Raw genomic sequence first — 16480 nt, forward strand, 5'->3', positions numbered from 1 at the left:
GCGCTTCGCGGTGCGCGCGACAGCCTGGGCGGCGGCGCACGGGACGGTGTGCGCGGCAGGACGCGGGGCGGTGCGCGCCCGCGCCTTCCGGTCAGAGCGCGCCCTTGCGCGTCAAGTGGTTGAAGAACAGCCAGCCCGGCAGCACGGGCAGCCACAGCGTCAGCAGCCGGTACAGCAGGACCGCGGGCGCCGCGACCTCCTTGGGCAGCCCGACGGCGATCAGACCGACCGTGAGGGTGGCCTCGACGGCGCCCACGCCGCCGGGGGTCGGCGCCGCCGATCCCAGCGCGTTGCCGGCGAGGAAGACGACGGCGACGCTGGCGAGGCTCAGCGTGGTCGACTCCTCGTGGCCGAACGCCCGGATCGACGCGTCCAGGCACATCACGAAGCAGGCGGTCAGCAGCAGCATGCCGCCGATCCCGGTGACCAGCTTCTGCGGCCTCTGGAGCACGTCGAGCATGCGGGGCACCACGCCGGCGAACAGGGACCGCACGCGCGTGACGACGAACTTGCGCAGGAACGGGACCGACGTCACCACCAGGACCAGTACCGCCACCGTCAGCAACCCCGCGATGACCGTGCGGGACGGCGACAGGGACGGGGTCTTCTCGGTGCCGGTCAGATAGCCGAAGGAGAGCAGCATCAGGATGTGGCAGCCGAGGCCGAACAGCTGGGAGGCGCCGACGCTCGCCACCGCGAGTCCGGGCCGCACCCCGGCGCGCTGGAGGAAGCGCGTGTTGAGCGCCACACCGCCGACCGCGGCGGGCGCCACGATCTTCACGAACGAGCCGGCGACCTGCGCCGCCACGGTCCGCGCGAACGGCACCCGCTCGGGCACGAAGCCCAGCAGGCTCATCGCCGCCGCGACGTAGCTGAGCGCCGAGAACAGCACCGCCGCGGCGACCCAGCCCCATTCGGCGTTGTCGAAGAGGGTCCCGAACTCGATGTGGGTGAGCTGCGTCAGCAGGAAGTACGCGCCGATCGCTCCGGCGATGAAACTGATCAGCGTGCGCGGTCTGACCCGCTCCAGGCGCGCGGGCTCGACCGGTGCCTGCGGTCTGATCAGCAGCACCTGATGGCGGATCTGGGTGAGCAGGTCCTCCTCGCGCGCCTCGTCCAGGGCCTCGTCTATGGCCCGCTTCTCGGCGCGCTGCTCCGCCCGCACCGCCTTCTTGCCGGGCTTCTCCTGCACGGACGTGGCGTCCTGCCGGGCCTCCTCCGCGCGGGCGAGCTTGTCCTGCCGGGAGGCCTCGAGGACGGCCTCGCGCTCCCGGTGCGCACGCTCGCGGGCGAGCTTGCGCAGCGTCGCGCGCGTGGAGCGCGTCAGGGCGATCGGCTGGAGCATCGGCAGACAGTCCGCGACCGCGTCCGGGCCGAGCACGCCGACCGCCGACGCCACCGCGCGCTCGGCGCCCACCCGCAGTCCGAGCGTGGTGACCAGCTGGGCGATGTCCATGCGCAGCAGCAGGTCGCCGGCCGCGATCTCGCCGCCGCGCAGATCGGTGAGGATCACCGTGCCGGAACGATCCACCAGAATCGCGTCGCCCGCGAGCCTGCGGTGCGCGATGCGGCGGGACTGAAGGGCCTGCACCTGGTGCCAGGTGTCGCGCAGCAGGTCGTCGGTGATCAGCTCGTCGGGAACCGCATCGAGGGTGCGCCCGCCGATGTGCTCGTAGACGAGCATCACGGCGTCCGGGCCCAGCTCGGAGGTCGCGATCAGCTTGGGCGCGTTGGCGCCGGCCGCGATGGCCGCGTACGCGAGGAGCGCCTCCTGCTCCAGCGCCTGGCGCAGTGACTGCAGGCTGCGGCGGGTGGTGATGCCGCGCAGGGTGAGGCGTCGCCACACACGGTAGAAGAACCCCTGCGCCTGCTGCTCACGGTCGACGACCGTGACGTCCAGGGGCCGGCCGTCCTCCAGGGTGACGAAGTAGCGCCTGCCGCGGTCGCCGTTCTCCGTGGCGTCCGGCGCTTCCTCGCGGGCCGCGCTCACCGGGTGGAAGCCGACGTGGCGCAGGCCCGCCATGAGGGTCCGGCCGGTGGGCCGCACGTTCGGCGAGCCGACCGCGTACAGCGTCCCGTAGGCGACGGTCCAGCCGATGAGCACCGTCAGGATGATCGAGAACGGCGTTGTGTAGCCGGTGACCAGCATGGAGAAGGCGTCCAGGAGGAGCACCACCCAGAGCACCGCGCGCCAGCGCGGTCTGCGGGACATGCCGACGGCCGTCATGTACGCGATGACGGGTGCGAGATAGCCGTGCACCGGGTCGGTGAGGGCGTGGATGTCACCGGGGGACGGCTGGGTGAGGGCTTCCTGGATGGAGTCCGGCGCCGCCTTCGCCACCCACAGGTCGGTGGCGAGTGTCACCCCGTGCGCGAGGACCGCGGCGAGCACGCCGTCGGCGATGCGCAGCCCGTCCCGTTTGATCAGCCGCTCGATCGCGAAGGCGACCGGCACCAGGAGGATCGCGATGCTCGACGCCAGACCCGCGATCTTGATGAGCAGGTCGGGCGCCTGGCCGGTGCCCTTGTTGATGTCCTGTTCGAGCCCCGAGGTGGTGCCGTGCGCGAACGCGGCGATGGCGAGGAGCACGACGATCGCGAGGACCCCGACCAGAAGCCGCATCAGATCGGACGGACGGTGCACGCGCGCGGGGAGCAGGGGCTCGTCGCCCTCGACCTCGTCCGTGTGGCCGTCGTCCGTGCCCGCCTCGACCTGCGCTTCCGCGCTCTCGCGTGCTTCAGCGGCTGTCTCGTCGGCGGCCGTGGGGACGGACCCGTGGCTCATCTTGCCCGCGTCGTTCACCTCGGCGCCGCCGGTGTCCGGGCGTGACGAGGCCTCGGAGGTGCCCTCTGCGTCTTCGGGGTGCACGCTCTGCTGCCTCATGGTCTCTTCTTGATCTCGTATCACCAGTCACCGCCCGGACGATGGTGGCATGCCCGACCGACACACGGGGGCATCAGGGTGCAATACGGGGGCGCACAGTCTGCCCGAAGCACGGCGGCCGGGGCGAGCGGTAGGCACAGTGGCCGCCGCGTCGCACTGTCGGTGGGGTGGGGCAGGATGGGACGGATGAGCGAGGAGAGCCTTCCGGCGGACGCGCTGCCGGAGTACGCGGAGCGGGTCCTCGACGTCGCCGAGTCGATCCCGCCCGGACGTGTGATGACGTACGGCGACGTCGCGGAATGGCTGGAGGAGGGCGGCCCGCGCCAGGTGGGCCGTGTGATGGCCCTCTACGGAGGAGCGGTTCCGTGGTGGCGTGTCATACGCGCCGACGGCGTGCTGCTGCCCGGCCACGAGCTGGAGGCGCTCGCGCGCTACCGCGAGGAGGGCACGCCGCTGAGGGAGGCGGGCCGGTCCTCCGAAGGACATGTGCCGCGCGTCGACATGAGACGAGCGCGATGGGACGGCGGCGAGCACGCGGAAGGTCACACCTGACAGCTTCCGCCATTCGAGGGGCGGACGGGGCGCCTGTGGCCCGTACGAGGGAAACGAGGCACATCCGTGACATGCCGTACGTTCGTGGTGCGGGGGGCGTGGGTGACGCGGGTGATGTGAGGGAAGAAGGGGAAGCCCTGCTTCCGCGAAGCTCACCGGCGTAGCGTCTTCGGCGCGCACCTTCCTCACCCCGCGGCCACCGCGCCCCGTGCGCGGCGGTCCTCCCGTCCGTCTCCCGACCACCGTCCCCCGACGACGGCGCTCAGCGCCGGCAGTGACGAACCGCACAACCACCAGGACCGGCGAACCACGTGAGCTCCTCTTCCTCCACCAGGCGCCTGACGCACCCCCCGGTGCGTCAGGGGGCCCGCGGCGCGTACCGGCTGGTGCGTACCCCGCCGGCCCGGGTGGACCCCCCTCGTCTGGACGCGGGGCAGCGCGCGGTGGTTGACCACAGGAGCGGTCCGCTGCTCGTCCTCGCAGGTCCGGGCACCGGCAAGACGACCACGCTCGTCGAGTCCGTGGCCGCCCGGATCGCCCGCGACGGCGACCCGGAGCGGGTGCTCGTGCTGACGTTCAGCAGAAAGGCCGCCGTCGAGCTGCGCGACCGCATGGCGCTGCGCATAGGGGCCGCCCGTGCACCCCAGGCCACCACCTTCCACTCCTTCTGTTACGCCCTCGTCCGCGCGCAGCAGGACAGCGACCTGTTCGTGGAGCCGCTGAGGCTGCTGTCCGGCCCCGAACAGGACGTGGCCGTGCGTGAGCTGCTCGCCGGGCAGCCCGACCTGGAGCGGCTCGGCCTCGCGCATGTGCGCTGGCCCGACGAACTGCGAGCCTGCCTCACCACGCGCGGCTTCGCCGACGAGGTCCGCGCCGTCCTCGCCCGCAGCCGTGAACTGGGCCTCAGCCCCGACGCCCTGGACGCCTTCGCCCGCCGCATCGGCCGTCCCGACTGGGGTGCGGCGGCGGCCTTCCTCGCCGAGTACCTCGACGTACTCGACATGCAAGGAGTGCTCGACTACGCGGAACTGGTCCACCGCGCGGTGCTCCTCGCCCGGCGCCCCGAGGTCGCCCGGCAGCTCGCCGCGCGGTACGACGCGGTCTACGTGGACGAGTACCAGGACACCGACCCCGCGCAGGTACGGCTGCTGCACGCCCTCGCGGGCGGCGGACGCACCCTCGTCGCCTTCGGTGACCCCGACCAGTCGATCTACGCCTTCCGCGGCGCCGACGTCAACGGCATCCTGGACTTCCCCGACGCCTTCCCGAGCACCGAAGGCCGTCCGGCACCGGTCGAGGTGCTGCGGACGTCCCGCCGCTCCGGGGCGGCCCTGCTGTCCGCCACCCGCCGGCTCACCCAGCGCATGCCGCTGACCCGCCTGCCGGCGGAGAAGGTGCGCGCCCATCGCGAGCTGTCGCCGGTCCGGGACGGGGGCCGCGTGGAGGTCCACACGTACCCGACGCCCGGCACGGAACTCGACAACATCGCGGACCTGCTGCGCCGTGCCCACCTGGAGGACGGCGTCCCCTGGGGCGAGATGGCCGTTCTGGTGCGCGCGGGTGCCCGCACGATCCCGACGATCCGGCGGGCCCTCACGGCGGCGGGGGTCCCCCTCGACATCGACGGCGACGACCTGCCGCTGCGGCACGAACCGGCCGTCGCACCCCTGCTCGCGGCCCTGCGGGCGGTGGCCCGCGCGGAGGACGCCGGCCCGGAGGGGGGCGCGCTCTCGGACGCCGAGACCACCGGGGCCGGGGGCGCCGGTGCCGGTGGTGCGGACGCCGGTGACGTCAACAGCGGTGACGCTGGTGCCGGTGACGTCAATAGCGGTGACGCTGGTGCCGGTGACGTCAACAGCGGTGACGCTGGTGCCGATGCTGTGGCGGCCGGTGACGCCGAGGGCGACGCGACCGCCGGTGACCTGGAGGCCGGCGACCCGGCGGGCGACGCGACTGCCGGTGGCGCGGACGACGAGGTCGCGGACAGCGGTGACGTGGAGGCCGGTGACGCAGGCACCGACGACGTGACGGCGACCGCGTCGTCCTGGCTCGACACCGAGACCGCGCTCGCCCTGCTCGCCTCCCCCCTGGCGAGCATGGACGCCGCGGATCTGCGCCGCCTGGGCCGCGCACTGCGCGAGGAGGAGCGTGCCGCCGGGAATCTCGTACCGCCGCCGTCCGACGAACTGCTCGCCCGTGCGCTCGCCGAGCCGGAGCGGCTCGTCGCGCACGACCCCGCGTACGCCCGCGGTGCGCAGCGGCTGGGCGCCCTGCTGCGCAAGGCACGCGAGCGCCTCGCCGGCGGCGGGACCGCCGAGGAGGCGCTCTGGGACCTGTGGGAAGGCACCCCGTGGCCGCAGCGCCTGGAGCGGGCCGCCCGTCGCGGCGGGGCCGCCGGACGCAACGCCGACCGTGACCTGGACGCCGTCTGCGCGCTCTTCGCGACGGCGGCGCGCGCCGAGGAGCGCACCGGCGGTCGGGGTGCCCTGAACTTCCTGGAGGAGGTCGAGGCCGAGGAGATCGCCGCCGACACCCTCACCCGCAGGGCCGTGCGCCCCGACGCCGTGCGCCTGATGACCGCTCACCGCTCCAAGGGCCTGGAATGGCGCCTGGTCGTCGTGGCCGGGGTCCAGGAGGGTCTCTGGCCCGACCTGCGCCGCCGCGGCTCGCTGCTGGAGGCGGACCGCATCGGCCGTGACGGGCTCGCCGAACCCCTCACCCCCGGCGCCCTGCTCTCCGAGGAGCGGCGACTGTTCTACGTGGCCGCCACGCGCGCGCGTGAACGCCTCGTCGTCACCGCAGTGAAGGCCCCCGCCGACGACGGCGACCAGCCCTCCCGATTCCTGACCGAGCTCGGCGTGGAGCCGAAGGACGTGACCGGCCGCCCGCGCCGTCCGCTGTCCGTCGCCGCGCTCGTCGCCGAACTGCGCGCCACGACCGTCGACCCGCGCGTCTCGGACCCCCTCAGGCAGGCCGCGGCCCAGCGCCTCGCCCGGCTCGCCGCGCTCGCCGACGAGGACGGCCGCCCCCTGGTGCCGTCGGCGCACCCCTACCGCTGGTGGGGCATGTACGAGCCGACCGAGAGCAAGGTGCCGCTGCGCGACCGCGACCAGCCCGTCGTGCTGTCCGGCAGCGCCCTCGACCAGCTCGCCAACACCTGCGCCCTCCAGTGGTTCCTGGGCCGCGAGGTGAAGGCCGACGCACCCGCCACCGCCGCCCAGGGCTTCGGCAACGTGGTGCACGTCCTCGCCGACGAGGTCGCCTCCGGGCACACCCCCGCCGACCTCGCCGTCCTCATGGAGCGCCTCGACTCCGTGTGGAACGCGCTCGCCTTCGACGCGCCCTGGAAGTCCGCCCAGGAGAAGGAGCACGCGCGCGTGGCCCTCGAACGCTTCCTGGAGTGGCACGTCATGGACCGCACCGGCCGCACGCCGGTGGCCAGCGAGCACGACTTCGACGTCACGCTCGACGCGGGCTCCTACGAAGTGCGCATCCGCGGCTCCATGGACCGCGTCGAGGCGGACACCGAGGGCCGCGCCTACGTGGTCGACTTCAAGACCGGCAAGCAGGCGCCGACCGCCGCCGAGGTGGCCCACCACCCGCAGCTCGCCGTCTACCAGCTCGCCGTCCGGGAGGGCGCCGTCGACGACGTCTTCGACGGCGTGCGTCCAGAGCCGGGCGGTGCCGAGCTGGTCCAGCTGCGCCAGGGCGCCGCCAAGAAGAACGGCGGGGAGACGCTCCCCAAGGTGCAGGCCCAGGAGCCGCTGGAGGGCGAGTGGGTCGGCGACCTGCTGGCCACCGCCGCCGGGAAGGTCCTCGACGAACGGTTCTCGCCGACCGCCGGACAGCACTGCACGCACTGCGCCTTCCGGGCATCCTGCAGCGCCCGGCCGGAGGGACGGCACGTCGTCGAGTGAACCGCCGGCCCGGGGACCGCGCAAGCGAGCGAGCCGCCGCCCCGGGACCGCGTCAGCGAGTGGGCCGTCCCGGGACCGCGTCAGCGAGTGACGTACGGCACCACACGTGCTGACCTGCGGTTCTTCCGCCTCGACGGCCGATGTGGCCCCCGCTGTCAGTGGGCGCCGCTAGCCTCTCTGACGTGCCCGCCCGTATCACCGATCCCGAGCAGCTCAAGGAGCTCCTCGGGATCCCGTTCACCCCCGAGCAGACGGCCTGCATCACCGCACCGCCCGCCCCTCAGGTGATCGTGGCCGGAGCCGGCTCGGGCAAGACCACGGTGATGGCCGCGCGCGTGGTGTGGCTGGTCGGCACCGGCCAGGTCGCCCCCGAGCAGGTCCTCGGCCTGACCTTCACCAACAAGGCGGCCGGCGAACTCGCCGAGCGCGTCCGCAAGGCACTGGTCAAGGCGGGCGTCACCGACCCCGACGTCATCGACCCGGACAACCCGCCGGGCGAGCCCGTCATCTCCACGTACCACGCCTTCGCCGGCCGCCTGCTGACCGACCACGGCCTGCGCATCGGTCTGGAACCGACCTCCCGGCTGCTGGCCGACGCGACGCGCTACCAGCTCGCCGCGCGCGTGCTGCGCGAGGCACCGGGGCCGTTCCCGGCACTGACCCGATCGTTCGCCGATCTGGTCGGCGACCTCCTCACCCTCGACTCCGAGCTCGCCGAACACCTCGTACGCCCCGAGGACCTGCGCGCGTACGACGCCGGGCTGCTGCGCGCGCTCGCCGGCGCCAAACTCACCAATGCCGACCTGCGCAAGGTCCCCGAGGCGGCGGCCGCCCGGCGGGAACTCGCCGAGCTGGTCGGGCGCTACCGCGCGGCCAAACGCGAGCGCGACCTCCTCGACTTCGGCGACCAGATCGCCCTGTCGGCCACCCTCGCCCGCACCCGCCCCGAGGTGGGGGAGATCCTGCGCGACGAGTTCCGCGTCGTGCTGCTGGACGAGTACCAGGACACGTCGGTGGCCCAGCGAGTCCTGCTCGCCGGACTGTTCGGCGGCGGCACCGGACACCCGGTCACCGCGGTCGGCGACCCCTGCCAGGCGATCTACGGGTGGCGCGGCGCCTCCGTCGCCAACCTCGACGACTTTCCCGACCACTTCGCCCACCGTGACGGCCGCCCCGCCACCCGTCAGGCACTCAGCGAGAACCGCCGCAGCGGCGGCCGCCTCCTCGACCTCGCCAACGGCCTGGCCGAGCCCCTGCGCGCCATGCACGCGGGCGTGGAGGCGCTGCGCCCCGCCCCTGGAGCCGAACGCGACGGCCTGGTCCGCTGCGCGCTGCTGCGCACCCACGCCGAGGAGATCGACTGGCTCGCCGACTCCCTCGCCCATCTCGTACGCACCGGCAAGGCACCCGGCGAGATCGCGGTCCTGTGCCGTACGGCCGGGGACTTCGCCGAGATCCAGGGCGCCCTCGTCGCCCGCGACATCCCCGTCGAAGTCGTGGGCCTCTCCGGCCTGCTGCACCTGCCCGAGGTCGCCGACCTCGTCGCCGTCTGCGAGGTGCTCCAAGACCCCGGAGCCAACGCCTCCCTGGTACGGCTGCTCACCGGTCCGCGCTGGCGCATCGGGCCCCGCGACCTCGCTCTCCTGGGCCGGCGCGCCCGGCTGCTGGTGTCCCACGCGCGCGGGGGAGCCGACGACGACCCGGAGCGCCGGCTCGCCGCGGCCGTCGAAGGCGTCGACCCGTCCGAGGTGATATCGCTCGCGGACGCCCTCGACACGTTCCTGGAGCTGCCCATCGAGGCCGAGGGGTACGACGACGGGCTGCCGTTCTCGCCGGACGCCCGGGTACGGTTCGCGCGGCTCGCGGCGGAACTGCGCGACCTGCGCCGCTCGCTCGCCGACCCGCTGATGGACGTCCTGCACCGGGTGCTCGCCGTCACGGGCCTGGAGGTCGAGCTCTCGGCCTCCCCGCACGCCCTCGCCGCCCGCCGCCGCGAGACCCTGTCGAACTTCCTGGACATCGCCGCGTCCTTCGCCGCGGGCGACGGCGAGGCGACCCTGCTGGCCTTCCTCGGCTTCCTGCGTACCGCCGCGCAGTACGAGAAGGGCCTCGACAACGCCCTCCCGGGCGGCGAGAACACCGTCAAGGTGCTGACCGCGCACAAGTCCAAGGGACTGGAGTGGGACGTCGTCGCGGTCCCCGGCCTCGTCACCGGAACCTTCCCCAGCAGCCAGGGCCGGGAGAAGTGGACCGCCCAGGGCAAGGTCCTGCCGCACGAACTGCGCGGCGACGCCGACACACTGCCCGACGTCGAGGCCTGGGACGCCAAGGGCCTCAAGGGCTTTCACGAGGCCATGAAGGACCACCAGCACACCGAGGAACTCCGTCTCGGCTACGTCACCTTCACCCGTCCCCGCTCGCTCCTGCTCGGTTCCGGCCACTGGTGGGGCCCCTCACAGAAGCGGCCGCGCGGACCCTCGGACTTCCTGCACGCCCTGTACGAGCACTGCGCGGCCGGACACGGCGAGATCGAGGCCTGGGCCGACGAGCCCGCCGAGGACGAGGAGAATCCCGCCCTGCGTGAGGCGGCCGCCGACCACGCCTGGCCGCTCCCGCTCGACGACGCGGCACTCGCCCGCCGCCGCGCGGCCGCCGAGACCGTACTCGCCCACCTGGAGCGGGTCACGTCGCACGAGGAGACCGCTCCCGGGACCTGGCAGGCCGGACCGCGGGCCGCGCACGACCCGGCGTCCTACGACGACCCCGACTGGCCGCCCCCGCCGGACGACGACGAGTCCCTCTACGGGCCGCTCGACGAGCCGCCTTACGAAGAGGGCGACTTCGCCGACGGAGACCCCTTCTCCGACGACGATCCGTTCCTGGACCACCCTCCGGTGCCCGACGGCGATCGGCTCTCCGACGGAGACCGGCTCACCGGCGGTGGCCGGCACTCCAGCACGCATCCGTTCCCCGAGGGCGATCAGGTCGACTGGGAGTCGTGGACGACGGACCGCCCGGCCGGACGGCCGACGGTTCCCCGCCAGGCGGCCGGCCCGGGAAGCCGTCCGCATCCCGTCGGCCCCGGGCAGCTCACCCCCGAGGAAGCCCGCACCCTCGCCTCCTGGGACCGCGACCTGGACGCGCTGGCCGGGGAACTGCTGCGTGCCCGCGCCAGGGTGACCGACGTGCCCCTGCCGGCTTCGCTCACCGCGTCGCAGGTGCTGCGGCTGGCCGCCGACCCGGACGGCTTCGCGCAGGAGCTGGCACGTCCCATGCCGCGCCCCCCACAGCCGGCGGCGCGCCGGGGCACCCGCTTCCACGCCTGGGTGGAGTCGCGCTTCGAGGAGCTGCGACTGCCGATGCTGGAGCCCGAGGAGCTGCCGGGCACCGACGCCGAGATCGCCGACGAACGTGACATGGAGGCCCTCAAGGAAGCCTTCGAACGCACTCCGTACGCCCAGCGCACCCCGTACCGCGTCGAGGCGCCCTTCCAGCTCGCCATCGCCGGACGCGTCGTGCGCGGCCGCATCGACGCCGTCTACAAGGAGGGCGACGGCCGGGCGGCGACGTACGAGATCGTCGACTGGAAGACCAGCCGAGCCCGCACGGCCGACCCGCTCCAGCTCGCGCTCTACCGCCTCGCCTGGGCCGAGCAGCAGGGCGTGCCCCCGGAATCCGTCACGGCCGCCTTCCTGTACGTCCGCAGCGGTGAGGTCGTCCGGCCCGAGCTGCCGGACCGTGCCGCGCTGGAGCGGCTGATCGTCGAGGACCCGACGGGCTCCGGGGACGGGACGCCGAGGGAAGAGCGGGGCCCTCGGGACGGGCCGCCCGGGGAACCGACGGGCGGACACGCTTCCGAGGGCGGATAGGCTCGTGAGCATGAGCAAGCCCGTTGACAACGCCGTCAGCACCGTCCGTGCGTACATCCAGACCCACCGAGCCGCCTTCCTCGACGACCTCGTGGAATGGCTGCGCATCCCCTCCGTGTCGGCCCAGCCCGACCATGCCGCGGACGTGGCACGCAGCGCCGACTGGCTTGCCGCCAAGCTCCGGGAGACCGGTTTCACCACCGCGGAGGTCTGGCCGACCGCCGGCGCCCCGGCCGTCTTCGCCGAGTGGCCCTCCGACGACCCCGAGGCACCCACCGTCCTCGTCTACGGGCACCACGACGTGCAGCCCGCCGCCCGCGAGGACGGCTGGGACAGCGAGCCCTTCGAGCCGGTGATCCGGGGAAACCGCCTCCACGCGCGCGGGGCCGCGGACGACAAGGGCCAAGTGTTCTTCCACACACTCGGTGTCCGCGCCCACCTCGCCGCCACCGGGCGCACCACCCCGGCCGTCCACCTCAAGCTCCTCATCGAGGGCGAGGAGGAGTCCGGCTCCCCGCACTTCCGCGACCTCGTCGAGGCGCACGCGGACCGGCTCGCCGCCGATGCGGTGATCGTCTCCGACACCGGAATGTGGTCCGAGGACACCCCCACGGTGTGCACCGGCATGCGCGGTCTCGCCGAGTGCGAGATCGAGCTGCACGGCCCCGACCAGGACATCCACTCCGGCTCCTTCGGCGGCGCCGTGCCCAATCCCGCGACCGCCGCCGCCCGGCTCGTCGCCGCCCTGCACGACGAGCACGCACGCGTGGCCGTGCCGGGCTTCTACGACGGCATCACCGCACTCACCGATCGCGAGCGCGAGCTCTTCGCCGAGCTGCCGTTCGACGAGGAGACGTGGCTGCGCACGGCCAGGTCGACGGCCACCCACGGCGAGGCCGGCCACACCACCCTGGAGCGCATCTGGGCCCGTCCGACCGCCGAGGTCAATGGCATCGGCGGCGGCTACCAGGGCCCCGGCAGCAAGACGATCATCCCGGCCTCGGCCATGGTCAAGCTCTCCTTCCGGCTGGTCGCCGGGCAGGACCCGGACCACATCGAGAAGGCGGTACGCGCCTGGGCCGCCGAGCAGCTGCCCGCCGGCATCCGGTACGAGATCACCTTCGGCGCGGCCACGCGCCCGTGCCTCACGCCCCTGGACCACCCGGCGCTCCAGTCCGTCGCACGCGCCATGGGCCGCGCCTTCGAGCAGCCGATCCGCTTCACCCGGGAGGGAGGCTCCGGGCCCGCGGCCGACCTTCAGGAAGTCCTCGGGGCCCCCGTGCTCTTCCTCGGCATCTCCGTCCCGTCCGACGGCTGGCACGCCCCGAACGAGAAGGTCGAACTCGATCTCCTCATGAAGGGCGTCGAGACGGCAGCCCACCTGTGGGGCGATATGGCCGAGAACTGGCGCGAGGCACACTGAAGGAGCCGATCCGCGCCCCTGGAGGGCGTCCCGCACACCCGTCCTGCTGAACCGCCCGCCGAAACAACCGTTACACCGGGGGAGTTGGAAGCACCCGTGACCACCTGGACCGACCGCACCGCCGACCGTCCCATCTCGCTCACCGCCCCGAGCGGTATCGACCGCGCCGCCCACCACCGGCTCGACGAGGCCTGGCTCGCGGCGGCCTGGAGCCACCCCACGACCCGAGTCTTCGTGGTCTCGGGCGGTCAGGTACTCATCGACGAGACCGCGGACGGCACCACCGAACTGGTGATGACGCCCGCCTTCGAAGCCCCGCTCACCGAGGCGCACCGCTACTTCCTCGGCACGGACGACGACGGCGTGAGCTACTTCGCACTCCAGAAGGACACGCTGCCGGGCCGCATCGACCAGTCCGCGCGACCGGCGGGACTGCGCGAGGCCGGACTGCTGCTCTCGCCGCGCGACTCGGGCCTCATGGTGCACGCGGTCGCCCTGGAGAACTGGCAGCGACTGCACCGGTTCTGCTCGCGCTGCGGCGAACGCACGGTCATCGCCGCCGCCGGTCACATCCGCCGCTGCCCCGCCTGCGGGGCCGAGCACTACCCCCGCACCGACCCGGCCGTGATCATGGCGGTGACGGACGACGCCGACCGCATCCTGCTCGGCCGCCAGGTGCACTGGCCGGAAGGTCGCTTCTCCACGCTCGCGGGCTTCGTGGAGCCCGGTGAGTCCATCGAGCATTCCGTGCGCCGCGAGGTCTTCGAGGAGGTGGGCGTCACGGTCGGTGAGGTCGAGTACATCGCCAGCCAGCCCTGGCCCTTCCCCTCCAGCCTCATGCTCGGCTTCATGGCCCGCGCCACCTCGTCGGAGATCGACGTCGACGGCGAGGAGATCCACGAAGCCCGCTGGTTCTCCCGGGACGAGCTGCGGGCCGCTTTCGAGTCCGGGGAGGTACTGCCTCCCTACGGAATCTCGATCGCGGCCCGCCTCATCGAGCTCTGGTACGGCAAGCCCCTGCCCACGCGGGCGGTCGCTTGATCCGGCTCAGACGCCGATCTTCTGCTTGACCTGCGCCAGCGAAGGGTTCGTGAGCGTCGAGCCGTCCGCGAAGAGAACGGTGGGAACCGTCTGGTTTCCGCCGTTCGCCTTCTCCACGAACGCCGCGGACTGCGGGTCCTGCTCGATGTTGATCTCCGTGTACGCGATGCCCTCGCGGTCCATCTGGCTCTTCAGCCGACGGCAGTAACCGCACCACGTGGTGCTGTACATCGTCACAGTGCCCTGCATGTCTTTTGCGCTCCTTCACGGCTCGGGGGTGCGTCGTAGCTGCCAGTGGAACGCAAGTGACCTGCCCGGCATTCCCACCGGGGGTATGCGATACGTCGCTCCTCGTCCGGCCCTCCCGTCGGATCAGGAGCGTGACACCTGTCGCATCAGTACGACTGCGGGTGCCTCCCTGTGGACAACCGGCTCATCCGCCTCCGGCGACCTGGCAGCATGGCGGGGTGACAGCAGCAACGCACTCCACCCTCTTCCCGCAGGTTCCGGACACGGCCGACGCGGTGCTCGACGGGCTCGACCCGGAGCAGCGCGAGGTCGCCACCGCGCTGCACGGTCCGGTGTGTGTGCTGGCGGGAGCGGGCACCGGCAAGACGCGGGCGATCACCCATCGCATCGCCTACGGAGTCCGGGCGGGGATACTCCACCCTTCCAGCGTGCTGGCCGTCACCTTCACCAACCGCGCCGCCGGCGAGATGCGCGGCCGGCTGCGCCAGCTCGGCGCCGGGGGAGTGCAGGCCCGCACCTTCCACTCCGCCGCGCTGCGCCAGCTCCAGTACTTCTGGCCCAAGGCGGTCGGTGGCGGCCTGCCCCGGCTCGTCGACCGCAAGATCCAGCTCGTCGCGGACGCCGCGGCCGCCTGTCGCATCCGCCTCGACCGGGGCGAGCTGCGGGACGTCACCGGCGAGATCGAATGGTCCAAGGTCACCCAGACCATCCCCGCCGACTACGCGGCCGCCGCCGCCAAGACCGGACGTGAGGCCCCCCGCGACCCGGCCGAGATCGCCCAGCTCTACGCGGCGTACGAGGACCTCAAGCGGGACCGCGCGGTCATCGATTTCGAGGACGTCCTGCTGCTGACGGTCGCCATCCTTCAGGACCGGCACGACATCGCCGAGCAGGTCCGCTCCCAGTACCAGCACTTCGTGGTCGACGAGTACCAGGACGTCAGCCCGCTCCAGCAGCGCCTGCTCGAACTGTGGCTCGGCGAGCGCGACAGCCTCTGTGTGGTCGGCGACGCCAGCCAGACGATCTATTCGTTCACCGGTGCAACTCCCGACCACCTTCTCGACTTCCGCACCCGCCACCCCTCGGCCACCGTCGTCAAGCTGGTCCGCGACTACCGCTCCTCGCCCCAGGTCGTCCATCTGGCCAACGGCCTGCTCGCCCAGGCCCGTGGTCGGGCCGCCGAACACCGCCTCGAACTGATCTCCCAGCGCGCCCCCGGCCCCGAGCCCGTGTACGCGGAGTACACGGACGAGCCCGCCGAGGCCGAAGGAGCCGCGCGCCGCATCCGCGACCTCGTCGCCTCCGGCGTCCCCGCAGGAGAGATCGCGATCCTCTTCCGTACGAACTCCCAGTCGGAGATCTACGAGCAGGCCCTCGCCGACGCCGGTGTGCCCTATCAGCTGCGTGGTGCCGAGCGGTTCTTCGACCGTCCTGAGGTGCGCAAAGCGGGTGCCGCGCTGCGCGCCGCGGCCCGGTTCGGCGGCAACGACTCACTGCTCGACGACACCGTCGACCTGCCCTCGCAGGTCCGTGCCGTGCTGTCGGGCGAAGGCTGGACCGTCCGGCCGCCCGCCGGCTCGGGCGCGGTCAGGGAGCGCTGGGAGTCGCTCGCCGCCCTGGTGAACCTCGCGCAGGACTTCGCCGCGGCCAAGCCCGCCGCCACGCTCGGTGACCTCGTCGCCGAGCTCGACGAGCGGGCGAGCGCGCAGCACGCTCCGATCGTGCAGGGTGTCACCCTCGCCTCCCTCCACTCCGCCAAGGGACTGGAGTGGGACGTCGTCTTCCTGGTCGGCGTGGCCGAGGGCATGATGCCGATCACCTACGCAAAGACCGACGAGCAGATCGAGGAGGAGCGCCGCCTCCTCTACGTAGGTGTCACTCGCGCCAGAGAGCACCTCTTCGTCTCCTGGGCGTTGTCCCGCTCGCCCGGCGGACGCTCCAGCCGGCGCCCCAGCCGATTTCTGGACGGCCTGCGCCCCGGCTCCGTCAGAACCGCGGGCCGCACCGGGTCCGGCGGTGCGGGAGGCATCGAGCGGGGTGTCGGGAGCAGCGGCGGCCCGGCCGTGCGGCGTACCGGCCGGACCCCGGCTCGCTGCCGGGTCTGCGGCCGCACCCTCACCGACGCCGGCGAGATGAAGCTGATGCGCTGCGAGGACTGCCCCTCCGACATGGACGAGGGTCTCTACGAGCGGTTGCGCGAGTGGCGTGCCGTGCAGGCGGAACGCAGCGGACAGCCCGCGTTCTGCGTCTTCACCGACAAGACGCTCATGGCGATCGCCGAGACCGTGCCCGAGGACGAGGGACAGCTCGCCCGGATCCCCGGCGTCGGAGTACGCAAGCTCAACCGCTTCGGAGCTGACGTTCTGGCCATCTGCGCAGGTCAGGAGCCCGAGGGGGAGGACGAGGGTGACTGATGCAAACTCGTCGAAAAAATAGTTTGCGCATGCCCCAGCAATCCCCATAGGTTCTAAGCACGGAAACGGCGGCCTTCTCCAAGGCCCCGCCTCCGTGCTGTACTTAATAACCGTCGGACCGGCTCACCCTG

Annotated in this window: 8 protein-coding genes; 6 read left to right on the top strand and 2 right to left on the bottom strand. The window is 72.8% G+C overall.

Annotated features, from left to right (window positions below; genetic code table 11):
• Positions 1 to 91: 91 nt before the first annotated feature.
• Complete coding sequence (locus ACZ4IF_RS33860) at positions 92 to 2884, bottom strand: lysylphosphatidylglycerol synthase domain-containing protein (protein WP_359489554.1); 2793 nt, start codon at positions 2882 to 2884, stop codon at positions 92 to 94.
• Between the two features lie 186 nt (positions 2885 to 3070).
• Between ACZ4IF_RS33860 and ACZ4IF_RS33865 the strand changes: the two genes are divergently transcribed.
• The 5 genes from ACZ4IF_RS33865 (at position 3071) to nudC (ending at position 13686) form a co-directional block, all read left to right on the top strand.
• On the top strand, positions 3071 to 3436 hold the full coding sequence (locus tag ACZ4IF_RS33865; RefSeq protein WP_257004945.1) for an MGMT family protein: 366 nt from the start codon (positions 3071 to 3073) through the stop codon (positions 3434 to 3436).
• 311 nt (positions 3437 to 3747) lie between these two features.
• Positions 3748 to 7353 (top strand): ATP-dependent helicase, encoded by a 3606-nt coding sequence (locus ACZ4IF_RS33870; protein WP_467569814.1) that lies wholly within the window; start codon positions 3748 to 3750, stop codon positions 7351 to 7353.
• A 182-nt stretch (positions 7354 to 7535) separates the two neighbouring features.
• Positions 7536 to 11222, top strand: coding sequence for a UvrD-helicase domain-containing protein (locus ACZ4IF_RS33875; RefSeq protein ID WP_467569817.1), 3687 nt, complete (start codon positions 7536 to 7538; stop codon positions 11220 to 11222).
• A gap of 10 nt (positions 11223 to 11232) precedes the next feature.
• Entirely contained in the window at positions 11233 to 12645 is a 1413-nt protein-coding gene (locus ACZ4IF_RS33880) for a dipeptidase (RefSeq protein WP_467569820.1), read from the top strand.
• An 84-nt stretch (positions 12646 to 12729) separates the two neighbouring features.
• Positions 12730 to 13686 (top strand): NAD(+) diphosphatase, encoded by a 957-nt coding sequence (nudC, locus tag ACZ4IF_RS33885; protein WP_359489563.1) that lies wholly within the window; start codon positions 12730 to 12732, stop codon positions 13684 to 13686.
• A gap of 6 nt (positions 13687 to 13692) precedes the next feature.
• Here nudC and ACZ4IF_RS33890 read toward each other — a convergent pair whose 3' ends face one another.
• A complete protein-coding gene (locus tag ACZ4IF_RS33890) occupies positions 13693 to 13935 on the bottom strand; it encodes a mycoredoxin (protein WP_359489565.1) in 243 nt (80 codons plus the stop codon).
• 161 nt (positions 13936 to 14096) lie between these two features.
• Here ACZ4IF_RS33890 and ACZ4IF_RS33895 point away from each other — a divergent pair, with 161 nt between their 5' ends.
• A complete protein-coding gene (locus ACZ4IF_RS33895) occupies positions 14097 to 16349 on the top strand; it encodes an ATP-dependent DNA helicase UvrD2 (protein ID WP_467570129.1) in 2253 nt (750 codons plus the stop codon).
• Positions 16350 to 16480: the final 131 nt, after the last annotated feature.

It is taken from the genome of Streptomyces sp. NPDC025784, assembly GCF_055558435.1.

What these genes read in the sequence shown, in the direction of transcription:
- ACZ4IF_RS33860 (WP_359489554.1), bottom strand. Translation starts at nt 2,884, where the DNA reads ATGAGGCAGCAGAGCGTGCACCCCGAAGACGCAGAGGGCACCTCCGAG.
- ACZ4IF_RS33865 (WP_257004945.1), top strand. Translation starts at nt 3,071, where the DNA reads ATGAGCGAGGAGAGCCTTCCGGCGGACGCGCTGCCGGAGTACGCGGAG.
- ACZ4IF_RS33880 (WP_467569820.1), top strand. Translation starts at nt 11,233, where the DNA reads ATGAGCAAGCCCGTTGACAACGCCGTCAGCACCGTCCGTGCGTACATC.
- ACZ4IF_RS33890 (WP_359489565.1), bottom strand. Translation starts at nt 13,935, where the DNA reads ATGCAGGGCACTGTGACGATGTACAGCACCACGTGGTGCGGTTACTGC.